Origin of the sequence: Pseudalkalibacillus sp. A8 (assembly GCF_045920555.1) — a bacterium.
Taxonomy (GTDB): domain Bacteria; phylum Bacillota; class Bacilli; order Bacillales; family Fictibacillaceae; genus Pseudalkalibacillus.
The window spans coordinates 4,859,986-4,885,724 of record NZ_CP174509.1; the positions used below are offsets into that span (position 1 = coordinate 4,859,986).

At 42.0% G+C, this 25,739-nt stretch carries 24 protein-coding genes; 1 reads left to right on the top strand and 23 read right to left on the bottom strand.

What is annotated here, in order from left to right:
• Positions 1 to 341: 341 nt before the first annotated feature.
• The 9 genes from cspD to ACJROX_RS24695 form a co-directional block, all read right to left on the bottom strand.
• Positions 342 to 539 (bottom strand): cold-shock protein CspD, encoded by a 198-nt coding sequence (gene cspD / locus ACJROX_RS24655; protein WP_221566951.1) that lies wholly within the window; start codon positions 537 to 539, stop codon positions 342 to 344.
• Between the two features lie 169 nt (positions 540 to 708).
• A complete protein-coding gene (pcp, locus tag ACJROX_RS24660; RefSeq protein WP_408007857.1) occupies positions 709 to 1,311 on the bottom strand; it encodes a pyroglutamyl-peptidase I in 603 nt (200 codons plus the stop codon).
• Between the two features lie 403 nt (positions 1,312 to 1,714).
• Entirely contained in the window at positions 1,715 to 2,047 is a 333-nt protein-coding gene (locus ACJROX_RS24665; RefSeq protein ID WP_408007858.1) for a DUF3899 domain-containing protein, read from the bottom strand.
• A 121-nt stretch (positions 2,048 to 2,168) separates the two neighbouring features.
• The gene (locus ACJROX_RS24670) at positions 2,169 to 2,606 is read right to left on the bottom strand and encodes a double zinc ribbon domain-containing protein (protein ID WP_408011765.1); all 438 of its coding nucleotides are present in this window, start codon (positions 2,604 to 2,606) and stop codon (positions 2,169 to 2,171) included.
• Entirely contained in the window at positions 2,582 to 3,808 is a 1,227-nt protein-coding gene (locus ACJROX_RS24675; RefSeq protein WP_408007859.1) for a DEAD/DEAH box helicase, read from the bottom strand. The genes ACJROX_RS24670 and ACJROX_RS24675 overlap by 25 nt, the downstream gene beginning before the upstream one ends.
• A gap of 300 nt (positions 3,809 to 4,108) precedes the next feature.
• Complete coding sequence (locus tag ACJROX_RS24680; protein ID WP_408007860.1) at positions 4,109 to 4,960, bottom strand: DegV family protein; 852 nt, start codon at positions 4,958 to 4,960, stop codon at positions 4,109 to 4,111.
• Positions 4,961 to 5,108: 148 nt separating this feature from the next.
• On the bottom strand, positions 5,109 to 6,479 hold the full coding sequence (locus ACJROX_RS24685) for a tannase/feruloyl esterase family alpha/beta hydrolase (protein WP_408007861.1): 1,371 nt from the start codon (positions 6,477 to 6,479) through the stop codon (positions 5,109 to 5,111).
• A 140-nt stretch (positions 6,480 to 6,619) separates the two neighbouring features.
• Entirely contained in the window at positions 6,620 to 7,327 is a 708-nt protein-coding gene (locus ACJROX_RS24690) for a response regulator (RefSeq protein WP_408007862.1), read from the bottom strand.
• Entirely contained in the window at positions 7,324 to 8,478 is a 1,155-nt protein-coding gene (locus ACJROX_RS24695) for a sensor histidine kinase (protein ID WP_408007863.1), read from the bottom strand. The genes ACJROX_RS24690 and ACJROX_RS24695 overlap by 4 nt, the downstream gene beginning before the upstream one ends.
• Before the next feature lie 249 nt (positions 8,479 to 8,727).
• Here ACJROX_RS24695 and ACJROX_RS24700 point away from each other — a divergent pair, with 249 nt between their 5' ends.
• Entirely contained in the window at positions 8,728 to 9,372 is a 645-nt protein-coding gene (locus ACJROX_RS24700) for a YigZ family protein (RefSeq protein ID WP_408007864.1), read from the top strand.
• A 39-nt stretch (positions 9,373 to 9,411) separates the two neighbouring features.
• Here the strand turns inward: ACJROX_RS24700 and ACJROX_RS24705 are convergent, their stop codons facing one another.
• The 14 genes from ACJROX_RS24705 to ACJROX_RS24770 form a co-directional block, all read right to left on the bottom strand.
• Positions 9,412 to 9,987, bottom strand: a complete 576-nt coding sequence (locus ACJROX_RS24705; protein WP_408007865.1) for a hypothetical protein — start codon at positions 9,985 to 9,987, stop codon at positions 9,412 to 9,414.
• A 37-nt stretch (positions 9,988 to 10,024) separates the two neighbouring features.
• Positions 10,025 to 11,512 (bottom strand): O-antigen ligase family protein, encoded by a 1,488-nt coding sequence (locus ACJROX_RS24710; protein WP_408007866.1) that lies wholly within the window; start codon positions 11,510 to 11,512, stop codon positions 10,025 to 10,027.
• Positions 11,513 to 11,578: 66 nt separating this feature from the next.
• Positions 11,579 to 12,289: a DapH/DapD/GlmU-related protein gene (locus ACJROX_RS24715; protein WP_408007867.1), complete on the bottom strand. Its 711-nt coding sequence runs from the start codon at positions 12,287 to 12,289 to the stop codon at positions 11,579 to 11,581.
• A 277-nt stretch (positions 12,290 to 12,566) separates the two neighbouring features.
• Positions 12,567 to 13,676, bottom strand: a complete 1,110-nt coding sequence (locus tag ACJROX_RS24720) for a DegT/DnrJ/EryC1/StrS family aminotransferase (RefSeq protein WP_408007868.1) — start codon at positions 13,674 to 13,676, stop codon at positions 12,567 to 12,569.
• 23 nt (positions 13,677 to 13,699) lie between these two features.
• Positions 13,700 to 14,881 carry a glycosyltransferase family 4 protein gene (locus ACJROX_RS24725; RefSeq protein ID WP_408007869.1) on the bottom strand — a complete coding sequence of 394 codons (1,182 nt, stop codon included), beginning with the start codon at positions 14,879 to 14,881 and terminating at the stop codon, positions 13,700 to 13,702.
• Entirely contained in the window at positions 14,826 to 16,073 is a 1,248-nt protein-coding gene (locus ACJROX_RS24730; RefSeq protein ID WP_408007870.1) for a glycosyltransferase family 4 protein, read from the bottom strand. Before ACJROX_RS24730 ends, ACJROX_RS24725 begins: the two co-directional genes overlap by 56 nt.
• A 39-nt stretch (positions 16,074 to 16,112) precedes the next feature.
• The gene (gene wecB / locus ACJROX_RS24735; protein ID WP_408007871.1) at positions 16,113 to 17,165 is read right to left on the bottom strand and encodes a non-hydrolyzing UDP-N-acetylglucosamine 2-epimerase; all 1,053 of its coding nucleotides are present in this window, start codon (positions 17,163 to 17,165) and stop codon (positions 16,113 to 16,115) included.
• A 16-nt stretch (positions 17,166 to 17,181) separates the two neighbouring features.
• Complete coding sequence (locus ACJROX_RS24740; RefSeq protein WP_408007872.1) at positions 17,182 to 18,522, bottom strand: nucleotide sugar dehydrogenase; 1,341 nt, start codon at positions 18,520 to 18,522, stop codon at positions 17,182 to 17,184.
• 19 nt (positions 18,523 to 18,541) lie between these two features.
• Positions 18,542 to 19,594 carry a Gfo/Idh/MocA family protein gene (locus tag ACJROX_RS24745; protein ID WP_408011766.1) on the bottom strand — a complete coding sequence of 351 codons (1,053 nt, stop codon included), beginning with the start codon at positions 19,592 to 19,594 and terminating at the stop codon, positions 18,542 to 18,544.
• A complete protein-coding gene (locus ACJROX_RS24750; RefSeq protein ID WP_408007873.1) occupies positions 19,588 to 20,508 on the bottom strand; it encodes an NAD-dependent epimerase/dehydratase family protein in 921 nt (306 codons plus the stop codon). Before ACJROX_RS24750 ends, ACJROX_RS24745 begins: the two co-directional genes overlap by 7 nt.
• Before the next feature lie 16 nt (positions 20,509 to 20,524).
• Positions 20,525 to 21,859 carry a flippase gene (locus tag ACJROX_RS24755; protein WP_408007874.1) on the bottom strand — a complete coding sequence of 445 codons (1,335 nt, stop codon included), beginning with the start codon at positions 21,857 to 21,859 and terminating at the stop codon, positions 20,525 to 20,527.
• Positions 21,849 to 23,117, bottom strand: a complete 1,269-nt coding sequence (locus tag ACJROX_RS24760; protein ID WP_408007875.1) for a glycosyltransferase — start codon at positions 23,115 to 23,117, stop codon at positions 21,849 to 21,851. Before ACJROX_RS24760 ends, ACJROX_RS24755 begins: the two co-directional genes overlap by 11 nt.
• A gap of 421 nt (positions 23,118 to 23,538) precedes the next feature.
• Positions 23,539 to 24,603 (bottom strand): glycosyltransferase family 4 protein, encoded by a 1,065-nt coding sequence (locus tag ACJROX_RS24765; protein ID WP_408007876.1) that lies wholly within the window; start codon positions 24,601 to 24,603, stop codon positions 23,539 to 23,541.
• Between the two features lie 307 nt (positions 24,604 to 24,910).
• Positions 24,911 to 25,684: a WecB/TagA/CpsF family glycosyltransferase gene (locus ACJROX_RS24770; RefSeq protein ID WP_408007877.1), complete on the bottom strand. Its 774-nt coding sequence runs from the start codon at positions 25,682 to 25,684 to the stop codon at positions 24,911 to 24,913.
• Between the last annotated feature and the right edge of the window lie 55 nt (positions 25,685 to 25,739).

The window sequence follows — 25,739 nt, forward strand, 5'->3', positions numbered from 1 at the left end:
CCTTAACAATTCCTTCATAAACACGAAAAGATACTGAAAAAATATGACAATATTTTTAAAATTCAGTCTTTTGATGAGAAATTACTCAAAATAGCGAAATATAAAGGAGAACACGCGGTTAAATACCAAATCTTTTGGTATTACAGACAGGATTCGACATCCATTCTAAGGAAGTGTAGAGGTCTTTCGAATCAATATGTAAAGAAAATATTAAGAGGGTTAAAAGTTATTTAACCAGACGATCGATGTGATTTCAGCTCCAACAAAAAAATAAAAACCCGCTCCTCGGATTGGGAACGGGGGAATTGCTTTTAATTCAAACCCTAAAAAAGGAATGTGAATTAAAGCTTTGTTACGTTTGAAGCTTGAGGTCCACGGTTACCTTCAACTACTTCAAACTCAACGTCTTGACCTTCTTCAAGAGTTTTGAAGCCGTCAGAGTTGATTGCAGAGTAGTGTACAAATACGTCGTCTTGACCTTCAACTTCGATGAATCCGAAGCCCTTCTCTGCGTTGAACCATTTAACTTTTCCTTGCATGTAATTCACATTCCTTTCGTATTCAAAAAATCATGTGGAATTTCCACAATAAGAGTATACAACGTGACAACCTTTACAGTCAAGATTCCGAAAATGTTTAGTAAAAAATGACCAGTTATCAGACGACTATCCTTAGGACTCCTTTACTGCCATAAGGCTTTTGAAGGTTTCACTCCAGCTCTCCAATTGCAATTTCCACCGCTTTTCGGATCGTCTCCAACGGCCATCCCGGCAACCTGATATTCTCCACCGAAAGTTCGAATGATGCAGGTACATGGATGAAACCTGCAGGTATGGATTTCCCTTGTTTTTCTAAATAATGACGGACCGAATACATCACGTTGTTGCACAAATAGGTACCTGCCGTATTGGAGATCTCTGCCGGAATCCCTCTCTCCTTTAAAGTATTCACCATTTTACGGATCGGTAACGTCGAAAAATAAGCATCTGGACCATCCTCTACAATCGGTTCATCAACAGGGACTTGTCCTTTATTGTCACGTACACCGTCATTGACGTTGATCGCAACCCGTTCAGGTGTAATCTTATCCCTGCCCGCTGCGAGTCCAAGCGAGAATACCGCATCTGGCTCCAACTCCTGAACATATCCAAGCAGCACTTCAGCCGAACGGTCAAACTCAACAGGAAGGACCCGACCTATCACCTGATAACCCCCGATCGTCTTCCCATCAAGTTTCTTGACGATCAATTCCGTCGGATTGACTCCATGATCCAAAAAAGGCTCAAAACCCGTTAACAATAACTTTCTCATTGGTACCCACTTCCTATCCATTCTACTTATTTCTGTATAAAAGGCTTTGTTAAATAGTGATGTTGACTTTTTAGGATTTCTAAAGTGAAATTCACGACACTCCAGCGGTATAAGCAAGCCAGGCGAGACCCCGCAGGGATTTAAGGATCTTCGACTAAAATAATGAACTTTGACTAAATACCACCACGTCCTGCGCCTGCGGTTACTCGGCGCAAAACTATAAGGTTGGAATTTAAGTCTGTGGTCTTGTGGTGAACGTCGAAGCCAGCATAAGGAAAGCTTCTAAGAATTCTCATCGCAGACACGAAAATGATGAGATCCTGTGCAAGTGAGCGAGGAGGCTTGCGGATCGCCCGCGGAAAGTGAGTGATTTTTGCATATATCAATAATTATTTTATAAAAGCTAAATAAAAAAGAGCGCGGTCACTGAAAAGAGCGTCATTCCTGAACCAATCCCTAAGAACAGCATCTTCGCTTTCCTAAAAACGGATTGCTTCCAAGAAATCAATGATGGATCCTTTTTTAATTGCATATCGACTTTCTCTAAGGATCGTGATTTAGGGATCACCACAGCTCCTAACTTTTTAAACCCGTCAAAAAATAAATCAAGAAAACCGGTCTGCATGATATAAAAACAGGCACCCACAGTCAGGCTGACTAATCCCCAGAAAAAAGCAAAATCAACCACAAAGAACTTATCGGCATACGTCACTAGCTGTCCAACTGTCAGTGCCATTATAGATAATAATATAGATAGGATATAGCTAAACATTATTCCTCTTCCTTTCATTAAAGAGGGAAAATGGGAAGACTTGATCCAACACCAACCAAAGCCTCCCCATTATTCAGCCACTCCCTCATTCCCTAAAATTTTCTTCACTAAGCGGAATCGGCACCAAAATAGAATCCCGGAATTCCCTTTTAAAAAGAGCCAGCAAGCCCTCTCTAAATACTTGGATCAGTTCTGCATCTCCTCGATATTTGAATTGTGCCATGAATCCCTGTAAAAAAGGATTATACTGCAGCAACGAACGGTTTTTACTTATCGAACGGCCTTTCCTGCTCCACTCGACACAGTCCAGGCATAAATCTTTTTGACGATATTTCTCGGGAAATAGCGAAAATGGGCGACCGCACTGGAGACAAATCTCTCCTTCAATAAAAACGAACTCCATCCGACAATCTTCACACAACAAAGGCTCATTATCCAAACCTAATAAATCTCTCCAACCAAGCGATGAAACGAACTTACTTTTACAATAAAGGCATTTTATCTGTCGGTCTTTCTTGATGATCGATTGTTATGCTGCTCGATCGTCTTTTTCGCTGATGTCATCGCTTTTGTTTTCCCAAAATGAAAATAGGTGACTTCGCCATAAGGATCTTCAATACTTCGCCCCACTCTCCCACAAATCTGAACTAGTGCATTGGATGTGAATATGTCATGGTCGGTACCGAATACCGCAACATCGATTTCCGGAATAGTAACACCTCGTTCAAGTATAGTTGTTGTAATGAGCATAGTTATCTCTCCTTTTCGAAATCGATTTACTTTCTCTTTTCGCTCCGGATCCTCCGCATGAACATAATCAACGGCATCACTTTCCAAACAATCATATACCTCATTCATAATCTTCCACCGTCGGAACGAACAGAAAACATTGCAGCCGCTATCCAGTCTTCCTTTCACCCACTCCAATAAGACTTTTGGCAGGTATCCTTTCTTCAAGCTTTTCTTCCAGTTTCCACACCACGTAAACCTAGGTACTGGTAAAGGATAGCCATGGAACCTTTTGGATATATGGATGACATCTAAATCTTTCTGTCTGACACGGGTCAACATATCTTCGGAGGGGGTGGCTGATAAGTAAATACGAGCAGCGTCATCTTTACAAGCTTTTTCAACAGTAAACTGGAGCGTGTCATCGTACGAATACGGGAAAGCATCAACTTCATCAACGATCATGACATCAAAGGCTTTTTCAAAACGGAATAATTGGTGAGTTGTTGATAAGACAAGTGGAGAAGCTGCGTCAAAACTCGAGTGTCCGCCATAAAGGGCTTGGACCTTAACACTCGGAAAAGCTTGTTCAAACCTCGGGAAAAGTTCTATAAACACATCGGTCCGTGTTGTAGCTAAACATACGCGTAATCCCTCCCTCAAGGCTTTTTCAATGCCTATAAAAAGAATTTCAGTCTTACCCGCGCCGCAAACTGCCCACATCAAAAGCTCCTTAGAACTTCCGATCAACTCATACATTTTTTCAGAAGCTGACGATTGGAGCTCTGATAACTGCCCCTCCCATTGTAAAATCGGTTCATCCACTTGGAAAGCGGGCTCTGGACCGTTCCATCGTAAAAGGGGTGTACATTGACTGACAAGTCCCATCATGACGCAGTTCCGGCAATAGGTGCACTCCTCTTTACAGCGGTAACAGGGAAAAGCAGCAAATAACTCCTTGTCTTGTGTTGCCGCATCTTTGACAGGAGAACCCATGCTTATCTTTTGTTATTCCTTTTTCATAACGGATGAAACCATGTAAATAGTGATCTTGAATTTCGCGAAGGGGGAAAGGAATTTCATCTAACAGGAACAGCCGACTGGTTAAAAACGCTTGAAGATCATGGTCGAAGACAAAATCAAGTTGAAGTGGCGGATTGTGCATCTAATTTGCTGATTGGGAATAGTGAGGTATTTTGGGTTATTAGAGGCTCAGGACAGAGGATAGTACCTTGTTTGGTAGGAATGGTGGCAAAACGCATCAGTTCCGCCACCTGATTGAAATAGATAAGTGCATTATTCTTTAATCCATGTCAGCCCGATACTGCCTTCACCAAGGTGCGTTCCGATTACCGGACCAAAGTATGAGATGATGACTTCTGCATTCGGAAAATCACGACGTAATTCTTCCGCATAGCCCTTTGCCTCTTCCTCACGATTTGCGTGGATGACAGAGATTTGTGCTGTTTCGTCTTTTTCAAGATCCTCATGAATCAGTTCAAACAAACGCTTGATCGCTTTTTTACGGGTACGGATTTTTTCAAAAGGGACAATCTTTTTATCAACGAATTGCAAGACAGGCTTGACTTGAAGTAAATTCCCGACAAAAAACTGCGCGCTGTTCAAACGACCGCCTCGATGCAAGTGGCTCAGATCATCGACCATGAAGTAAGCTGGAATACCCTTCGCACGAATGACCTTCAGCCGAGAGAGGATGACTTTAGCAGCTTGTCCTTGCTCCGCCATCTTCGCTGCCTCTAGTGCAAAGAACCCTTGCGGCATACAGCTGATCTCTGAATCGAAAACTTCTACACTAATCGAGTCGACCATCGACTTTGCCGATTCTGCACTCTGGTAAGTGCCACTGATTTCACTTGAAAGTGTCACGACAATAGCATCGGTATACCCTTCCCCGGCAAGCTTTTCAAAAAGATCCGCGAACAATCCGACAGCTGGCTGTGAGGTTTTCGGCAGCTTTCCACCCTCTCGCACTTGATGGTAAAAATCTTCTGCTGTCAATTCTGTTTCTTCTTGATAGGATTCATTCTCAAAAATGACATTCAACGGTACCATCTTGATGTTGTATTGATCCCTCAAGTTCTTCGGCAGATAAGAAGTGCTATCTGTAATGATTGCGACTTTGTGCATACATATAATCCTTTCTATTTTTTTACCTACTTTATGTATTTGACTAAAATGTCGAATTACCTTCCTTATTTTAATGGAATAACATTAAAATGAACATGTAAAATCGAAAAACTGCCATAGTGACATACTATGACAGTTCTCCTGATGCTTATTGGACCGTACAGCTATTGACCACATCACCTGATTCAGGATGTTCTACAAACTGGTTTTCTGGCGGTTTTTCCTTACCCTCGACCCATTGTTCCATCAACTCGATCGATTCCCTGTAGCAAGGCAGGATTGGCCGGAGTTTATCTGGATGCTGGTCATAAAGGGAATCAGTATGAGTACCATCTTCTATCGTATAGTAACGATGTTTCTTGTTTCTTTCTCCGTTTTCCTTAATCATTTTCGTATAAACATCCGAGTCTGTTTTGATAGGAAGAAGTGTATCCAAGGTACCGTGAAGGGTGATCATCGGCTTTTTGATTTTTCCTGTCAGTGCAACTTTTGCAATCGCTTCTTGTACGATTTCCTTCCTTTCTTCATAGTTGTAATCAGCGTCACAATTTGGTGTCCCTTGTTGACAGAATGGGATACCTGCTTCTAGCTCACCGTCATAAGTAGGATCGAGCTCTTCCCTGTAAATTCGTTGCGTCAAATCCCAGTAGACACTGTAGTGATAGTCCCATAGGAACTCAGATCCTGGCTCAAAACCGGCTTGGATGATTTCTTTATGTGCTTCCTCACTACCTAGTTTGTATTCTGGAAAATACGTGAGGGCTGTCGGTAAATACTGCAGCAAATTGTGGTCTTCAGAAAAGAGCGTTCCTTCCCAATCTACTCCGCCGTCAAATAAATCTGGCGAATTTTCAATCGCATAACGAGTCAAGTAGCCACCATTGGAAATCCCAGTCATGTATATATATTTTGCCGGCGTTCCATAGTATTGTTTTATTGTTTTCTTTACAGCGACCGTCAACTCTCTTACTCGTTCGTGCCATTCTGCTATTGCATCCCCAGGCTCATCTCCATCCTTGTAAAATTGCAGTCCTGTATTGCCTTTGTCTGTCGAGGCAAAAGCATATCCCTTGGAAAGCACCCAATCGCTGATGATAAAGTCATTTGCATACTGTGCTCGATTTCCCGGCGCCCCTGTGATGATAAGTTTACCATTCCAGTTATCAGGCAAACGGATGACGAACTGGGAGTCATGGTTCCAGTTATTGTTCTTGTTTGTTGTGGATGTATCCGGGAAGTAGCCATCGATTTGGATGCCTGGTATCCCAATTGGGTTAGCCGTGCCTGCCGCGTGAAGTCCTGCCCAATCATTTGGGTTGGTATGTCCTGTCAGTACCAGACCTTCAGTAGATAGGTCATCAAGGCAAGCGATCTTTTGTTTTTCTGCACTTGGAACTGAAAGTCCATCTACATTTTCACATTCCTTTGAAACAGATTGATTTGACGCATTTACACCTTGTTGGAGTAGAAATGGAGTCGAAAATAAACAGATGATGATCATCAAACGTATAAACTTCATTCCAACATTCTCCCTTCACATTATTTACTTGAATCTTTTTACAAATGAGAGCTAGATTCCTGCACATCTTCTGGCCTATCTTTTTGAATATCTACATAAAAAAGAACCTTCTGGCACGCCAGAAGGTCCATCATAATCATTTAGTTCACTTTCACCCAGCCGTTTTTGATCGCTTCAACTACGGCCTGGGTGCGGTCGTTCACGTTCATTTTCTGCAGGATGTTACTCACATGGTTTTTGACAGTCTTTTCACTAATGTAAAGAGCCTCTCCAATCGATCGATTACTCTTCCCATCAGCTAGCATTTGTAAAACCTCACACTCACGCCGTGTCAAAATGTGAAGCGGTTTACGGTACTCGACCTCTTTAAAGCCGACTTCTCCGCCTGAATTCCGGCCGTGTGTTTTTATGCGACGGAATTCGCTTAATAAATTTACGGTTACCTTCGGGTGCAAATAAGCTCCGCCGTCGGCAACAACCTTGACAGCTTCGATCAATGCATCTGCATCCATTTCCTTCAATAAGTATCCGGATGCACCCGTTTGTACCGCATGCGTTACATAAGCTTCGTCATCATGGATGGATAGGATGACGACTTTGATGTCCGGAAACCTTTCAACCAAACGACGTGTCGCTTCCACACCATTGATATTCGGCATGTTGATATCCATCAGCACGACATCTGGAGAATGGGATTCAATTAGATCTACAGCATCCTGTCCATCGTCACCTTCAGCTACTACTTCGAAATTCTCTTCCATGTCTAGAATACGTTTTACACCTTCACGGAAAAGTTTATGATCGTCAATCAATACAATTTTCGTTTTCACGGCGTTTACTTGTGTCATTTCCATGCCTCCTGCTTACTTAGTGGTATTTGTATGAATATCATTGTTCCCTTTCCAGGGTTGCTCTCAATTTTTATCGTTCCATCCAATAGATCGACTCGTTCCTTCATCCCGATGATACCAAATGATTGGTCTTTTCTCTCTGTCTGATCGAATCCCACACCATTATCCCGTACAAGGATCGACAACTGCTCTTGGAATTCGACCTTCACTTGGATCTCATCTGCTTGAGCGTGCTTACAGGCATTTTGTACAGATTCCTGAATCAATCGATAGGTGGCAACCTCCATTTTTGATGGAAGCCGACGCTCATTTCCAAGACTTCTTAAATTGATTTTAACACCGGTAGAGTCTGAAACTGTACGTAAGTATTTTTCTAGTGTCGGGATGAGACCCAAGTCATCAAGTGCCATCGGCCTTAGATCATAAATGATCCTGCGGACTTCAATCAAGGCACTTTTGACCATTCGTCTCAAATCTTTTAATTCTATACGCGCCTCTTCGACACCTTTTTGCATATATGTTTTTTCTATCAATTCAGAACGTAATAGAACGTTCGCTAACATTTGAGCTGGACCGTCATGGATTTCCCTTGAAACTCGCCCTCTCTCTTCCTCCTGAGCATCGATGATCTGTAAGCCGAAGTCTTGCTTTTCCTTTGCATCCCGTACAATATCACCGACTTTTCGCAGGTCGCTGTCAAGGTAACTTAAAACGACGCTGATCTGATTGACCAATCGTTCTGCACGTTCAACTGTTTCTTCCAACGTAAGGAGCCTGCGCTCGATATCGTCTCTACGTTCACGTAAAGCCGCTTCCTTTTGGCGTGTTGAAATCAATTCCACTTGAAACTGGCTAGCCGATTCATAGGCTTGTTTGATTTCTTCTTCACCATACCGCTCGAAATGTTTACTGACTTCCGCAAGTTTCGACCGGGCAAGCCGTGACTTTGTTTCAAGCAAGTCCCCCCGTTGAATCGTTTCTAAAACAGCTTCACGGATGTCTTTCAATTCTTTTGATAAACGTTCGAATTCTTCTCTAGATTGTTCGCCGATTTTAAAGATTTGTTCTTTACTCTCAGTAACGGTGGCGATCGTTTTATCCAGTATTGCGTCGATACTGCTTGGATCAAACGTTTTTGTAGGATTCATATTCATCGGCCTCCAATTGCCTCCATACTTACTGTAACGAACAATCCCCTCTAGGCACTAGGTCCTTCTTACCCATTTAACCAAAAAGTCCTATATCCAAAATTTTCCCTTTGTATTATTACACATTTCGAAATAGTTTTGGAATTTATGACTTTCTTACTCAATTTTTTTCTTATATTTCTAGAATTTGATGGGAGATTAGTCCAGATATATAATTGATAAAGTAATCAACCGATCTGGAGGTTTTGTATGCTCTCATCATATTATACCGTAAAAGGTTACGGAGAACACGAAATAAACATTCAAAAATCAAGATTTATCGCCTATATACAAAGGGCTAAAACCGAACAGGACGCCCAGGATTTCATCCAAACGATCAAAAAGAAACATCATGATGCCACTCATAATTGTTCTGCATACCTTATAGGCGAAAATGACCAAATTCAAAAGGCGAATGATGACGGCGAGCCGAGCGGTACGGCAGGGGTTCCGATGTTAGAAGTCTTAAAAAAGAGAAAATTGAAAAATACAGTGGTAGTAATTACCCGTTACTTTGGGGGAATTAAACTCGGTGCAGGAGGGCTGATCCGAGCTTACGGGACTTCTACATCAGAAGGGCTGAATGCGACAGGAATCGTGGAGCGGAAGTTGATGAATATTGTAGCTTTTCGGGTGAATTATTCCCTATTAGGTAAATTTGAAAATGAAATAAGAAACTCGGACTATCCGCTAAAAGGTATCAACTACCTGGATGATGTGGAATTTCAAGTCTATGTGCCAGTAAATGAGAGGGACACACTAATTGAGTGGATCACTGATTTGTCCAGTGGGAATGTCAAGATTTCCGAGAACATTGAAACGGAATACTTGGAACAAGTGGTTACAACAAAATAATAGAGAAAACTCTTGGAGCGGTTGACTGCCGCTCCTTCATCAATCCCGGAAAATTTCAGGAACAGCTAGTATGAATACATTCAGCATAAGACCTACAATAACGCCGAATACCCCTCTCTTTACAGATCCACCATCAGACGTGTTCACAGACATTTCCTGATGGATTTCCGTTTCTCTCAAATTCAGTAATTCGTCAGTGAGCTTTGGTAAGGATTCTGCACCAGGATTATGTTCTTCCATGTCTTCAACTTGTTTTTTCAGCATTTTTTCCTTTTGTTCATAAACCGCTTCACTTTCACTTAAAAGAGAGTCTATGACCAGATTCAAGCGTTCCTCCGCTCTATTTTTGTCCTCATCAGTTAGTGAAAGTATGAGAATCTTCCCTTCTTTCAACTCGACGGACATGTTCGAAAAATCTTCTTCGGAGGACGTCAATTCCTGCAGATATTTCTCCGTCTTCAGTTTTTCTACCATCAGTTTATCATTTGTCAGAATACTATCCTGGAAGTTCCCCAGCATGATTTCTGCAGTTGCTGTACTGACAACCGGAGCTTGCGCTGCCATGTAGTAGGATATCGCTCCAGTCAACAGCGGGATCAAGATCAGTAGCCACAATAGTTTTTTTATCCTTACTCTAGTCCTATCTATTATTTTACGCATAGTCTTCTAATGCTCCCTCACGCAGTTTTCCCTTCATATACATGTAATTTAAAAAGCCTAAGCCGAATGCGAACAATAACCAGGTGTAACTCAACGTCATGATCGAGCTTGGGCTGACACTTGCGATGGAAAACACGACAAGCCCCAGTATCAGACTTTCACTGATCATCTTCACCTTCCATGAGCCGTAATTTCGATTGATTCTATACAGCTTGAAAATCATCCAGATGTACAACAGTATGTAGCACGTAAAGATGAAGACTCCATAGTTGACCATGATTTCCGCCCACCAGTTATGTAGATTCGTTTGGCCGAACGTCGGATAAATACTTTCATTCTTAATATAGTACTCCGCATTCCCTGCTCCTATACCGAGTCCATACGTATCCTGCAGAAAAGCCATACCGTTTCTCAATAGGTTTTTCCGGATGTCAACCGAACCTTCTTCAACTCCTGGGTCACCCACAACGCTTGAAATTTCGGCAACGATGCTTCCAACTGCAGAAGCAGCCCGTTCAAAAAACAAGAGCGTACCAGTGAAAACAGTCACTAGACTTATAACAACAGTCCTCACCTTTTGTTTAAGATTTGCTAAAAATAAAAACCAGAACCCGAAGCCAAGAAGAATTGCAATGATACTTGCCCTCGAAGTACTGACTAAGATCAGATACAGCCCAGATAAGGTGATGGATATTCCTAAAGCTTTCAACAGGATTCTTTTCGCGTGATTGAAAAGTGCGAATCCAAAAAAGATACCAATAACCATGAAGCTGGCAAAGTCATTTTCATTCGTAAAAACAGCTGACGGCCTTCCTCTGATGTAGTCTGGTGCAGTCGCAAGCCTCGATATAGGCAAATGCTGATGAGAAAGATGATTCCAAAATCCGAGTAAGATGAAAAGAAGGACAGCGCCTACCCAAATCGAAAAAAATACGACGTAATCCCGCTCTCGATAAAAGAAGTACACGACAAAGAAAATCGTCAACACCCCTGAGGCTAAAAAGATGAAATCCCTAAGCCCAAAGGATAATGACTTCACCCAAATTAACGACAAAAGTCCATAACCTAACCAATACATGAAAAAATAGAGAGCAGGCTTAACGTACAATGAGTCAATTGATAATTTATGCTTCTGTTTGACAAATTCGAATAAAAATAACATCCCCATCACCACCAGGAAGATGCGATATGGAAAGATACTGATCGGACCTACTGCTACATTGATGATTCCAGGTCCAATGAAGAAACTTCCAATTAAAAAGCAAAGCATCATTGAAGTGAAAGGGACATGATATTGGAAGATTTTCTTCACTAAATAAAGGAAGACGATAGAAGAAATAACCAGAATCCCCGGTAAAATAAGGTCATTCCATGAGTCCAGGATATACACATTTTGAATGGCCCAGCCGAGTATGAAGGAAAATAGGATCGCCATTATGATTTGGTTTACTTTGGTGTACGCTGCTTCTATATTCCTCATGGTAAACTCCTTCTGATTTTTCTTTCTTTGTAGTGCGAAAAAGGCGTCCACACGCCACCCTTCCCTTTATTGGTTTCGGAGCAATTGATTTTCTGGCACATCCCGTAGTTTCTTTGCAGGCGAACCAACAACCAGCTCTTCCTTTCCGACATCTTTCGTCACCACACTGGCAGCAGCCACTGTCCCATCTTCATGTATCGTTTTTCCAGGCAAGATGGTCGAATTCGCTCCCACCCGGCCACCATCCTTGATCGTAACGCCTTTAAACTTATCGTACCGCTCTTTTGAACGAGCCATATAATTATCATTCGTCGTGACCACATAAGGGGCAATGAAAACATAATCTCCTAATTCCGAATAAGCAGTGATATAGGAGTTGGTTTCGAGCTTGCACTTTGTACCGATCGCACAATCATTCTCTACCGCTACGCCTCTCCCGACAATCGTTTTAGCACCGATTCTCACCCTTTCGCGAATCGTAGCGAGGTCAGCGACAAAGACATCGTCAGCAAGTTCGGCATTGGCATAAATGATGGAGGATGTTCCGATGGTACACCCAGCACCGATTTTTACGGCAGGTAATTTCTTCACATCCGGCAGAATCGAATTTTTGGCACGTGTCGGCTGTTTCCCGATTACGACATTGTCTTGGATAAGGACGTTGTCTCCAATCTCAGATCCTTCATAAATGATGACATTGTTTCCGACTGTCACATTCTCACCGAATGAAACATCTTCTTTGATCACGACGTTTTCGCCTAGTGTTGGAGTGGACATATAATGACCTCACTTCTTTCGTTTCCTTTTTGACTAATTATGATGTTGAGAAATTTAGCGGACATCAGAGCCGTTATTTGTGACAAAAAGTCATTTTTCAGAATTTAACTGACATGAGAGCCCTTATGTGTGAACAATAGAGCCGATTTGCTATGAAATATACCCAAAATAAGGTCTTTAGTATTCATTAGTTTTTAAAAAATAAGGTCATATGGGAAAATTTGGTCTCTGGTGTTCGGTAATGGTTTTTCGTTCCGAGAAAAATCAATAATAACGTTCACTTATAAAATTTCTCTATCGTTTCCACGACATATTCCTGCTGTTCTTTCTTCAATTCCGGGAACATCGGCAGGGATAAAACTTCGTCGCAAGCCTTCTCTGTTTCCGGAAGATCGCCTTCTTTATATCCCAATTCCGAGAATACTGGTTGTAGATGGAGAGCTTTTGGATAATAGATCATGGACGCGACCCCGTTTTCTTTCAAAAACGCCTGAAGCTCATCACGTTTCTCAACCCGGATCGTGTATTGGTGGAAAATATGGTTATTGTGCTCCTCGATGTAAGGTGTAACAACCTTTTCTCCAACTTCCTCCTTCAATAATTTCGTGTACGTTTCTGCATGTTGCTTTCGTAGTGAACTCCATTCATCCAAGTGAGGGAATTTCACGTTGAGAATTGCTGCCTGAAGCTCATCAAGCCTGCTGTTGTAGCCAAGAATATGATGATAATATTTCGGTTTGCTGCCGTGGACACGGATTACCCTCATCGTTTCAGCAATTTCATCGTCACTACTTACAACCATCCCTGCATCCCCATAAGCACCGAGGTTTTTCGTCGGGAAGAAACTATAGCACGCAGTCGTTCCTAGCTCTCCTGGCTTCTTCCCTTTATATTCAGAACCGATCGCTTGAGCAGCATCCTCTACAATAGCTAGATTGTGTTTATCAGCGATTTGAACAATCTGATCCATGTCCGCCATTTGTCCATACAAGTGAACAGGAATGATCGCTTTTGTATTAGACGTTACCGCTTCTTCAATTTTTTCAGGATCGATGTTATACGTTTTTGGATCGATATCCACGAATACAGGTACTGCACCGATCCGAGCAATCGCACCTGCAGTCGCAAAAAACGTGAAGGCTGGACAAATCACTTCATCACCAGCTTCCACGCCACATCCTAATAAAGATATATGAAGTGCATCACTGCCATTAGCTACGCCTACACCATGCTTAACGTTACTATAACTTGCAATATCCGCTTCCAATTTCTTGACATTGTCCCCTAATATGAACCGGGAAGAAGACATCACTTCTTCGAGTGCTGCGTTAATGTCTTGTTTTAAATTGAAATATTGTTCACTCAAATCCAGCATAGGTACATTCATGTGCGAAAACCTCGTTTCCAAAATCAATTTAACTTGTTGTATACCTCAATCAATCTTTCACTTTCTTTATCCCAATTGTATTTGTCAGCAACGGCTTTTCGTCCGTTCTCCCCTAACCGTCTGCATCGTTCAGGATCATCAAGCAACTCAAGGATCGCTCTTGAGGTTTCAGCTTCATCCAATGGATCGACGCATATCCCGCATTCATTGTCTTCGACGATTTCTTTCCAAAGCGGAAAGTTCGAGGAGATTACGGGTAAGCCTGCTGACATATACTCGAACATTTTGATCGGCAAGGAAACGACAAAGCGTGGTTCCGGATGCAGCAGGACTAATCCAACTTGCGATTCACCCAGGGTCTGTTTCACTTCCTCACGTGATAAAAAGCCTCTGTAATCGACATACTTCCATCCTGATAGCTGCTTTACCTCGTCTTCCAGCGCAGGGGGGGCAAAAGTACCGCCTAGGACCAACTTAGCTGGACGGACCTGATTAACCCATTCCATGGAGTTGATCATCTCTACGATTCCCCTCAATCGGTATATACCTCCCAGGTAGACGACCTTGCCACTTGTCATACTAGACATGCCTCGTTCCGATCCGTCCTCATCCATCAATTCACTAAGAATCGGATAGTTATGGATCGTCACCGTGTTGGAGTTATAGGGATGAAACTTCTCCATGATATAGGGAGTGGCGGTTACGACTGCATCAAACTTGCTTGAAGCTTTTTTCTCATATCTTGCAAAAGCTTTCGACATCAGTTTCCGGACTCTTCTCGGAACCCACTGCTTTGATAAAATCTGTTCCGGCACATCCTCATGCACATCATAGATCACTTTCTTCCCTAGCTTCTTCAATTTCAATCCAATTGGGATCAGCTCAGGATCGTGAAAATGATAGATATCCGCATTCTCCGCTTTTGCAGCTTCGAATACCGATCGTGTCGTCTTCAAAATCCGTGCAACCGGATGTCTCGGGCTTGTTGACACGCCGACAATTTTCACACCATATTCGGTTCGGTTTTCCTCATTCGGAACAATGTAACATACGTCATGGCCACCCTTCGCAAGAGACTGGCATTCTTTGATGACAATCCGTGTATCCAGTCCCGAGTGGACAGATGTAATGTGACAAATTTTCATTGGATCAACAACTTTCAAATAGTTCAACTGTTTCTTCTTTAATATTTTCCTCCAGGTCATCGACAATACTTCTCCATGAATATTCCCGTTCTACAAATCGCCTTCCGTTCCAGGATAGTTCTTTATAGTCTTCCTCACTCATCCCGGCACATTCGATCACTCTTTCGGCAAGATCTTCAGGGTTCTCAGGTTCTGAGATGATGCCGCACTTATTATATGTGATGAGGTCCTCACTCTCGCCAACTCCTGAAAAGATCACTGGAACACCAGAGGATAACGCCGGGAATATTTTAGAAGGACGAGCACCCTTGAACAGATCGATATTTTTCAAAGTTACAAGGCTGAAATCGGTAATCGCATAGACATCAGGCATCTCACTGACCGGGACAGGATCATGGAACGTGACATTCCGCAAATCCATCTCTTTCGCCATATCAACAATTTTTTGTTTTTCCGGGCCATCGCCTATGAAAAGAAATCCGATATGATCCAGTTGCCGCTCCTGAATCAATTTTGCTGCCTTCAAAACCGAATCCAACGCCTGTGCATAGCCCATCCTTCCTGCAAAGGTGAAGACTTTTTTCCCAGTCAGATTCAACGACTCAAGCTTTTCAGCATTCTCCTTACCTGGGGTGAATTGGTCTGTATTTACACCATTAGGCAGCAAGAAGACATCCTTTTCGTTTTTCCCTTGCTTGAGCATGTACTCCTTGATCCCTTCTGTTGCAGTCGCGATCTTCCAGGCTTTTTTATATAAAAATTGTTCAAGCTTTTCCGCAAATCGGATACAGGTTCCGTTTTTTAAAATGCCCAGCTCTACAGCTGATTCCGGCCAGATATCCGCCACATTGAAAATGAACTTCGCCCGTTTCAATTTCGAAGCGATATACCCAGTGATCCCTAAAAACAGAGGAGGTGAGGTGCAGATAATGACATCAGCTTGCTTAGCCTTAAAAACAGAATAAAAGGCACTGAATGTAAATGAAAAATAAGATGCAAGCCTGCGTATGAAACTCCCCTTTGGAGAAGGATAGATCCACGTCCTGTGGACGGGAATCCCGTCATAGTGTTCAAATTGATAAAACTTGCCCTTATACTCTTCAGGAATTTCTCCATGCGGGTGATGAGGAAATGCTGTCAGTACTTCTACTTGATGTCCGCGTGCGATCAATTCTTTTCCTACCTCATATAGTCGGATCTGTGGTGCTCCAACTTCGGGTGGAAAGTTCTCACTTAATAGGATGATACGCATCTCAATCCCCTCACTTGTCGAGTGACTTTTAAAATAAATTCATGTCAGTTTTTCAACGATTTTTTTGGCTGCATCAGCTGTACCAAAATAAGGTTTATAGGATGGGGTTACGTCATTTAAAGCCGCTTGTACGATTTCGTCTGTATTCGTTCCTACCAGAATGTTTGCATCATCTTCTAACGTCTCGACCCACTCCGTCTGTTCCCGCATTGTCACACAAGGGACTTCCACGAAATAGGCTTCCTTCTGTACACCACCGGAGTCCGTTAAAATCTTTTTCGCATTCGATTCCAGCTTTAGCATATCCAGATAACCGACCGGCTCGATGATCTTCAAATTCGGGATTGAAGAAAGATCGAGACCGTAGTCTGCGATTTTATTTTTTGTTCGTGGATGGAGCGGCCATACCTTCATTTCTTCTATTTGCGTAAAAGCTTCTAAAATATTAGAAAGCTTGATTGGATCATCTGTATTCTCCGCCCGATGAACAGTGATCAAATGATAGGATCCACGTTCGATCTGTTGGCTTTCCAAAATATCAGACTGTGTTTCCGCAAGATCCCGGTTATACTCGACCGCATCATACATGACATCGCCGACATTGATGATCTTCGCGTTAACATTTTCGTTTTTCAGATTCTTGACTGCCGTCTCAGTCGGACAAAAAAGGTACTCAGAAACATGGTCAGTCATGATCCGGTTGATTTCTTCAGGCATTTCCTTATTGAAACTGCGCAGCCCAGCTTCCACATGTACGACCGGGATGTGCAGTTTACAAGCCGCAAGGGCTCCAGCTAATGTCGAATTCGTATCGCCATAGACCAGCACATATTCCGGTGTCTCTGCAAGGAGGATTTCCTCAATCTTTACCAGCATCCGACCCGTCTGTTTTCCGTGGGAAGAACTGCCGATCTCCAGATTGAAATCCGGCTTCGGGATATTCAATTCCTCAAAGAAAATATCTGACATGTTTTTATCATAGTGCTGGCCTGTATGGACGATGAGTTCAGTGTGATGCTTACGCAACTCTCTGGATACAGGCGCAGCTTTGATGAACTGTGGTCTTGCACCTAAGATCGTAATGAATTTCATGTCAAAACCCCTATTTTTACAACTTGTAGTACTTTTCCGGCTTCGTATATTCCTTCAATGCATTTCTTGTATCAAAAATGACCGGGCTTACCTCTCCAATCATTTCGTAATCGAATTGGCTATGATCCGTCGTCAATAGGACAAGGTCTGCATCCATCAGCACTTCTCTTGATAATGAAACAGGTTCGATGATCTTATCGCCCAGCTTGAACGATTTCACATGAGGATCGACAACGACGTAATCGGCGCCCTGTTCTTCCATTTTCTCTAGGATTTCAAGCACTGGTGATTCGCGTACATCATCGATATCTTTCTTGTACGAGACACCTAAGACGACGACTCTTGACCCGTTCAACGGCTTCTTCTCATGGTTCAGAATCTGCATCGAACGTTCAAGCACGAATTCAGGCATACTGTTGTTGATTTCGCCAGCAATCTCGATCAGACGGGTATGATAGTTATATTCACGTGCTTTCCAGGTCAGGTAGAATGGATCGATCGGGATACAATGACCACCAAGCCCCGGTCCAGGATAAAACGCCATGAAGCCATATGGTTTCGTGGCAGCCGCATTGATGACTTCCCACACATCGATTCCCATCTTATTGCAAAGGATCGCCATTTCATTTGCCAGTGCAATATTCAAGTGTCTGAATGTGTTCTCAAGAATCTTCTCCATTTCCGCTACTGATGGACTGGAAACCTCATGGACATCTCCTTCAAGTACATTACGATAAAGCGCAGCAGCTATTTTCGTACATGATGGTGTGATGCCCCCCACCACTTTCGGCGTATTTTTCGTGTTATAAACTTTGTTTCCAGGGTCGACACGTTCCGGCGAATAGGCGATGAAAATATGCTCCCCACAGACTAAGCCTGTACTTTCTAAAATCGGCTTCAAGACTTCTTCAGTGGTGCCCGGGTACGTCGTACTCTCAAGAACAATGAGCATTTCCGGATGTAAATGCTTCGCAATTTCTTTACCAGAGCTTTCTACATAGGAGGTATCTGGTTGTTGATAGATATCTAAAGGAGTTGGAACACAAATCGCTACTGCATCCACTTCCTTGATCATTGAATAATCTGTCGTCGCTTTGATCATTCCGTTTTGAGTATATTTGACTAATTCTTCATCAACGACATCACCGATATAGTTAACACCAAGGTTCACCATATCTGTACGTTTCTTTTGGATATCAAAACCGATGACGTTATACCCCGCCTTCGCTTTCTCTACCGCTAATGGAAGGCCTACATATCCAAGTCCAACGACGCCTATCGTAGCTTTTTTACTGAGGATTTTATCTAATAGAGAACTTGCGTTTTGATTTAATATTGCTTTTTCTGAAATAGCCATTGGGACAATCCCTCATTTCTTAAAGTTTGATTGGTCTATTGGTGTCAGCAGACGTATCAAGTAATTTGACTGGACGATTACTGTCTGCAGATTCATAAAGAGCAATGACTAATGCTAACGCGTTCTTTCCGTCTTTTCCTGTAACGATCGGTTCTCGTTCATTCTTGATGGCATCCACCATATCCTCAATGATCCATTGATGCCCTGGTTTTCCAAATGGGTCTGATTTGACGCGATCGATAAGCTCATTGGAGATTTGATCATCCATTTCTTCTATATTGATGTGCTCAATAAGATTGGCTGTCATCCCTCCAATTTTCAGTGTTCCGGTCTCCCCGAATATACTTAACGTCTCTTCAAGGTTCCTCGGGTAGATTGTTGTCGCTGCTTCGATGACGCCTAATGCACCATTCTTGAAGCGGACCACGCCGAGGGAAACATCCTCCGATTCTATATCACGGAGCCTTGTTGCTCCCATACTGAACACTTCATCTACTTCACCCATCAGCCATACGAGCAAGTCCAGGTTGTGTATCGCCTGATTCATCAGAACGCCGCCATCCAATGATTTCGTTCCTCGCCATGGCGCTTGGTCGTAATAAGCTTGGTTCCTGTTCCAACGGACTGTAGCGTTGGCATGGCTCAATTTTCCGAATTTGTTTTCATCCATCAGCTTCCTTGTTTCCATGATCGCTGGACGGAAACGGTTCGGATGGACAACGGATAACTTCACTCCATACTCTTTACTGGCGGATATGATCCTGTTTGCATCTTCAAGCGTCAACGCGATCGGTTTTTCAACTACAATGTGCTTTCCGGCTTGAGCTGCTTTTACCGCAATATCAGCATGGAATCCGCTCGGCGTACAAATGTTGATTACGTCAACATCCTCTTGTTCTAACAGCTCATCCAAACTCAGGAACCCCTTTACACCATACTCTTCAAAGAAAGGAACCATCTTTTCCTGGACCGTGTCGCAAACCGCAAGTAATGATGCCTCGTCACTGTTTTTAATAGCATCCGCATGTTTCTTGGCAATATGCCCGCATCCTACAATCGCGAAATTCATGATTCGTTAACTCCTTTACGCTCTAGTTCGTTGATCATGCAGTTGATACCAGCCTCCACGGAATAGGCAGGTACCCATCCTGAAGCTTCTATGAATTTAGAGTTATCGAGACAACTCCGATAAATGTCGCCTTTACGTGCCTCAATGTGTTCTGGCTTTACATCACTACCCATCGCTTCAATCATGTGTCTGCACAGTTCGTTAATCGTGATTTCAGTGTTTGTGCTCAAGTTATATGTTCCGCTTGGTGCGTCTAACGCATATAAATGGGCACGTGCAATATCTTCTACATAGATGAAGTCCCGTGTCTGATTGCCGTCCCCTTCGATTTTCGGAGTCTTCCCTTCAGCAAGAAGATCGTAAAAAATCTTGATTACGCCACCTTCACCTTTCGCAGTCTGTTTCGCACCAAATACGTTGGCATAACGTAAGACGATATATTCGATACCATTCATTTTACAAAGGGCCTCGACGTATTTTTCAGCAGCCATTTTCGATATGCCATAAGGAGACATTGGATCCATAACACTTTCTTCTTTGATTGGAAGCTGTTCATGATCACCGTAAACTGCTGCCGATGAAGCGAAGATCACCTTCTTAACCTTTACTTTTTTCGCGAATTCTACTACTTTAATGGTTCCGGCGATATTCTGCTCCATATCGAACCTTGGGTCTTGAACAGATACAGGGACCTGAATCTGAGCAGCTAGGTGGATGATGACATCGATATCGTCGACACCTTTTAGATCACAAAGGTTATGGATGTCACCTTTATAAAAAGTGTCATCTTGCTCAATGTTGTTCTCGTTGCCAGTAGACAAATTGTCCACAATCAATACCTGATGACCTTTTTCCTTCAAAAGATCTTTCGTGTATGTTCCTATGAAGCCTGCCCCGCCTGTTATTAAGACCTTCATTCAGAAAACCTCCGATTTATCTGTCAGCCATTTTTGTTTTCAATTGCTTGAACAAATTCGAATAAAGATATAGATCATCCCTTTGTATCAAAAGGAAACTTCTATAATTCGAACTTGTCACTTTTTTATATAGATAGATTTTGATAATGAGGCTTAAAATATAAGTTGCTGTTGTCGCAACCGCTGCCCCGACCACTCCATACAGAGGGATCAAATACATGTTCAACCCAACGTTGAACAATACATTGAAAAGGGAAACGTACATGTTCACTTCTGGTTTTCCCCGGCCGGCAATATCATTTGATAAAAGCCTGTCGATTGATAATGCCGCTACTCCAGGTATGAGCCATTTCAATAAGCTCGAACTCTTTTCATATTGAACCCCGAATAATAAATCGATCACCCAATCGGCAAAGAAAAAAACACCGATTGTCAACAGCAACACAAAGACTAAAAAGTTTCTTGTCAAGATCGATGTCACGCGATTACGGTCGACTTCATCATCAACCGAAGCGATTCTAGGAAGTAAGACCGTCGATAGCGATTGCGATAAAATCGATATCCGCTCTCCAATATTGACTGCTGTCACATAAATCCCTACTGCTGCCGGGTTCAGGAAATAACCCAATAAGAGGAGGTCGATTCGATAGTTCAAAAAAGACATCACGTTACTTATATGTGCTTTCAATCCAAACAAGACAGACTTTTTAAAATATGAAAGATTGAAAACTCCTCTTTTATACTTGAATCCGAATTTGGCATAGAGAATATATACAATAGAAATGGTCGTGATCAAGTGCCCTAATATGAAGGCTGCGACAGCTCCGGTGATTCCATATCCCAAAACGATGATGAATAGACAGACAAAGAATAAAGTACCTAATTGCGTAATGATCAGAATAGTGTTGAACACACCGAATTGCTGCAATCCTTGAAACACCGTCTGGAAATATATATTCAGAAACATGAACGGCAATGCAATCAAGCTCAATAACAAGAATGTTGTTGACGCTTCTTCAAAAAAACGATCTGAAAAGAAGAGTGCAATCACAGTTCCGATCAGTATCGCTACAAAACTTAAAAATACGCCAATATACAAATTGTTCTTAACAGCTGAATCAACCTCGATCTCTTCGCGGCTCACATAGTAGATCGTTGACGTATTGACCCCAAGATTCAGAAAAGTCATCAATAGCTGAGGCAATAAGATAACTAGAGTATATTGACCTTGTCCAGAGGGGCCAAGGAATCTTGCGAGTACGATCAGTAACAACATCCCAAGGAGGATACTGGTGAATTGTCGCGTAATCGTGATGAAACTGTTTTTCGCGAAGCTATTCCTAGCCTTCATGTTGTTGGTTTCCTCCTAACAGGACTAAATGCTTGGAAAATTCAGCGTAATTTTGATCTGCATTGAAATGTTCATTCCACATCTCATATGCATGGTTACTTGCTGAATCATATTCCTGGTCAGACATATCAGCAAATGCCTCAATCGCCTCCGAAATTTGGTCTGGCGCTGTATCCTTATCCAACAGTTTGCCGTTCTTTTCATTGACCAGCTCCGATGTGCCCCCGACATCTGTTGCGATAACGGGAATACCACAACTGAAAGCTTCCATAATGGAAACCGGGACTCCCTCGCTGGCACTTATATTCATGAAAAGATCAATCGGCGTCCGTTGGTAATACGCTCGGATTTGATCATTATTCATAAACCCAAGAAACTCCCACTCCACATTTGATGGAAGTTTTTCTGCGAGATCATTAAGTTTATCCCATAAAGGCCCATTTCCAATATGTGTCCACTTTACATTCAACTTGGTTCGAGTCAGGGCTTCTATGAGAAGATTGAGGCGTTTAACCTCGACCATATAAGAGCAAGTCACGATGTGCAGTTGCTCTTCCCTGTTCTGAGGATTGGTTTGCTCCACCCCGACTGTCCCTAGTCTACTAACCGAAAGTTTAGCTGGAATTAACTCAGGATATCTATTTTGTAAATAATTTTTCCCGTCGGACGAAATCGTGTAAAGCTTGTAAAGATTCGTAATAGTCTTTCCTTGTAATGGCAGGAATGGTGGCGTATGGCGATAAGCATATAGATCACCACCATGCGCTCTTGCCACACCTTTAATATCTTCCCCATATTTTTCCTTAAGCATTCCTACAGCAATGGCTGCTGGACTTAACCAATACGAGTAAAAAACATACTCTGAAAGGTTGGTGTTATTTTTCACATAATTCTCTTCAATTTGTTTGCGTATATTCACCGCCATGCTCAGCCAGTTGATCAGCTTCAATACTCCCTTTGAGCCGTATTTGCGAGCTGTTCCGAATTCTTCCTCGAACCATTTCCTAGCCTGCGGATCCTTCAATAATGTAAGCCTACGCATGTATGTAAGCACTTTGAAAGGTGTAAGGTTCCGGTCAAATGGCTTAACAAGGACGTTTTCAGGAACTTCCCTTTGCTCGTTTTTAGGTATGTGAGCCACGGGAGATAATATAATTTTATGAAAGTCTTTCTGCAGGTATTGTAGTTCCGTTTCAAAAAAATGCTCTCCAGGCATGTATGGAAAGTTTTGCGTTAATACGATCAACGTTGAATTCATATTAAATCCCTCATCTCTTCATTAGTTTAATTTTTAGCTTAGCGTTCAAGTTTTTATACCAAAAAGAAAAGCAATAAACTTTTCGCAGAATCAACAAAATGTTAGTCCACAAAATTCAGCGGACATGAGAGCAGTTTTTTGTAACAAAAAGCTATAATTCTTAATGCTAACGGACACCAGGGCCCTTATGTGTGGATAAAACAGCTGATTTTCAATGATATTCACGAAATAAAGTCTCTAGTGTCCGCTATTTTTAAAATAATAGTGATATGGGACAAATAAGGTCTCCTTTGTCCGTTAAGGGTTTCTTGATTGGCAGACCGTGAATTTCGCATAAATAAAAAAGGAGCTGACCCGAAGCCAGCAGCTTCAAAAATTGAAGCGTCTGGCTCTTTCGAGTCAACCCCTTATATAAACGTAATTATTGCCTGCTTTTAATAACTTTACGGTAAAACCTCAGGAACGGTTTGTATCGGTCACTAACAAGACCTACAGTTTCAGCAACTAACTGAAAGGCAACGAATAATGTGAATAAGATCAACAAAGACCCGATCAACGTCGTCTCTGTTACAATCACTGCACAAACACTGAATATGATTCCAAAGGCATAAATGACGAGCACAGTATTCCGATGCGATAGTCCAAGTGCTAAGATCCTGTGGTGCAAGTGAGACTTATCCGGTGCTGAAATCGGTTTTTTATTAACGATTCGTCGAATGATTGCAAATGACGTATCAAAGATCGGCACCCCAAGGATAAGGATCGGAACGATGAAGCTGAACAATGTCACACTTTTATATAATCCTAATAGGGATAGGATCGCAATCGCATACCCTAAGAACAGTGCTCCAGTATCCCCCATGAAAATCTTTGCTGGGTGGAAGTTGTAAAAAAGGAAACCAATTATACTTCCGATCAAGATCAATGCCAAGGTCATAATCAGTCCTTTACCTGCAGCTCCAGCCATAAAGGCAATCGTCGCAATTCCAATCAACGAAATTCCCGCTGCCAGGCCATCTAACCCATCGATCAAATTGATTGCATTCGTGATAGCGACAATCCACAGTACTGAAATCGGATAGGACCAGATGCCAAGTTCATAATTCTCAACAAGGAAAGGTACACTAAGCACATTTATCGTCAAACCGGTCGAAACGACAAGCGTAGCTGCGATTAGTTGACCCAAAAGCTTTACAATAGCTGATAATTCCAAAATATCGTCGAGGATTCCTAATACGATAATTAAAAACGCACCAATTAGTATGCCGGTCATTTGCTCTTTATAGAGTCCACCAGCAAAATACCCAGCAGTACATCCGATGAAAATCGCCAGACCACCTAACCGCGGCATTACTTTTTCATGTACTTTACGCTTATTTGGTTTATCTGTAGCCCCTACTTTGTGGGCAAGTTTTATTACAAGGGGAGTAATGACCAGTACAGTTATAAATGATGTGATCAGTGCAATGATCATGCTATTATCCATAAAGTGGATCTCCTTTGCTTAGACATTCTAGGTAAGCGTATCACATCTTAAACGAAAATCAATTCTTTATTCAGTAAAAATTGTAAAGATTACAATTCAAATTCTTAACACTAAATAAACATTTCGAAACAAATTAATACTTATTGACGATATTCCCTAAATTAACAATCTTATTGTTTGATAATTGAAACCGTTTGATGTGAGGAAATGCTCCATACTTACCAAGTAAAGATTGGTAATGGGTGAAGGCTTAAGAAAAGTGCAGAAAAACATTCTGTCTCCCTGCACTTTGATGATAATAGTAAAGTTAATGAGTGCTTGTTCCAATTTTTTCTTTGAACACTTTGAATAAAAACTTCGGTATTTCCAACATCCGTTTAAATCGCCACGGTTGAGTGACGAGTCTATACAGCCATTCAAGGTTGAGTTTCCTCCACAAACGTGGAGCTCTTTTTACTTCACCGGATAAAATATCAAAACTTCCACCCACTCCCATAAAGATACCCTTTTGGAAGTGCAAAAAGTTTTCGGAAATCCATTTTTCTTGACGAGGAGCTCCTAAACCTACAAAAACCATATCCGGCTGTAGCTGTTTAATTTCGTCACGGATATTTGTACTTTCATCACTCGAGAAATAGCCATCTCGATAACCCACTATACGTAAGCCAGGAAATCTGACATGTACGTTATCTACTACCTTTTTTAGTGTCGTGTCTTTCGCCCCTAAAAAATAAACAGAATGACCATTCTTTTCAGCTTTTTGAAGAAGAGCAATCATCGTTTCAATACCTGTTATCCTTTCAGGAATCGGTTTATTTAACATTTTGGCTGCCATTATAATTCCGATACCATCAGGAGTGACGTAAGAGCTCTTTTGAACAATCCGTTTAAATGATGGATCTTTATAAGTCTGCATCACAATCTCAGGATTGGCTGTAATGATGAACTTCTTTTCTTTCCTTTTGATATGTGTCAAAAGAGTATCGACGAATTGCTCTTTCGGGCTATTAACAAAAGGAACGTTAAGAATATCTACATTATTGCTATTTTCTATATTTGTTTTTCTTAAAGTACTGTCCATATGCGTATCACCACAACTTTTATCACTGAATTACACCCTTATGTAATTATCGACA

Excerpts from the sequence above, each read along its gene's own strand:
- ACJROX_RS24695 (WP_408007863.1), bottom strand. The coding sequence starts at position 8,478 with ATGAATCCTACAAAAACGTTTGATCCAAGCAGTATCGACGCAATACTG.
- cspD (WP_221566951.1), bottom strand. The coding sequence starts at position 539 with ATGCAAGGAAAAGTTAAATGGTTCAACGCAGAGAAGGGCTTCGGATTC.
- ACJROX_RS24730 (WP_408007870.1), bottom strand. The coding sequence starts at position 16,073 with ATGCGTATCATCCTATTAAGTGAGAACTTTCCACCCGAAGTTGGAGCA.
- pcp (WP_408007857.1), bottom strand. The coding sequence starts at position 1,311 with ATGAGAAAGTTATTGTTAACGGGTTTTGAGCCTTTTTTGGATCATGGA.
- ACJROX_RS24770 (WP_408007877.1), bottom strand. The coding sequence starts at position 25,684 with ATGGACAGTACTTTAAGAAAAACAAATATAGAAAATAGCAATAATGTA.
- ACJROX_RS24760 (WP_408007875.1), bottom strand. The coding sequence starts at position 23,117 with ATGAATTCAACGTTGATCGTATTAACGCAAAACTTTCCATACATGCCT.
- ACJROX_RS24720 (WP_408007868.1), bottom strand. The coding sequence starts at position 13,676 with ATGAATGTACCTATGCTGGATTTGAGTGAACAATATTTCAATTTAAAA.
- ACJROX_RS24715 (WP_408007867.1), bottom strand. The coding sequence starts at position 12,289 with ATGTCCACTCCAACACTAGGCGAAAACGTCGTGATCAAAGAAGATGTT.
- ACJROX_RS24750 (WP_408007873.1), bottom strand. The coding sequence starts at position 20,508 with ATGAAGGTCTTAATAACAGGCGGGGCAGGCTTCATAGGAACATACACG.
- ACJROX_RS24675 (WP_408007859.1), bottom strand. The coding sequence starts at position 3,808 with ATGGGTTCTCCTGTCAAAGATGCGGCAACACAAGACAAGGAGTTATTT.
- ACJROX_RS24725 (WP_408007869.1), bottom strand. The coding sequence starts at position 14,881 with ATGACCTGGAGGAAAATATTAAAGAAGAAACAGTTGAACTATTTGAAA.
- ACJROX_RS24765 (WP_408007876.1), bottom strand. The coding sequence starts at position 24,603 with ATGGATAATAGCATGATCATTGCACTGATCACATCATTTATAACTGTA.
- ACJROX_RS24690 (WP_408007862.1), bottom strand. The coding sequence starts at position 7,327 with ATGACACAAGTAAACGCCGTGAAAACGAAAATTGTATTGATTGACGAT.
- ACJROX_RS24710 (WP_408007866.1), bottom strand. The coding sequence starts at position 11,512 with ATGAGGAATATAGAAGCAGCGTACACCAAAGTAAACCAAATCATAATG.
- wecB (WP_408007871.1), bottom strand. The coding sequence starts at position 17,165 with ATGAAATTCATTACGATCTTAGGTGCAAGACCACAGTTCATCAAAGCT.
- ACJROX_RS24700 (WP_408007864.1), top strand. The coding sequence starts at position 8,728 with ATGCTCTCATCATATTATACCGTAAAAGGTTACGGAGAACACGAAATA.
- ACJROX_RS24680 (WP_408007860.1), bottom strand. The coding sequence starts at position 4,960 with ATGCACAAAGTCGCAATCATTACAGATAGCACTTCTTATCTGCCGAAG.
- ACJROX_RS24685 (WP_408007861.1), bottom strand. The coding sequence starts at position 6,479 with ATGAAGTTTATACGTTTGATGATCATCATCTGTTTATTTTCGACTCCA.
- ACJROX_RS24740 (WP_408007872.1), bottom strand. The coding sequence starts at position 18,522 with ATGGCTATTTCAGAAAAAGCAATATTAAATCAAAACGCAAGTTCTCTA.
- ACJROX_RS24665 (WP_408007858.1), bottom strand. The coding sequence starts at position 2,047 with ATGGCACTGACAGTTGGACAGCTAGTGACGTATGCCGATAAGTTCTTT.
- ACJROX_RS24755 (WP_408007874.1), bottom strand. The coding sequence starts at position 21,859 with ATGAAGGCTAGGAATAGCTTCGCGAAAAACAGTTTCATCACGATTACG.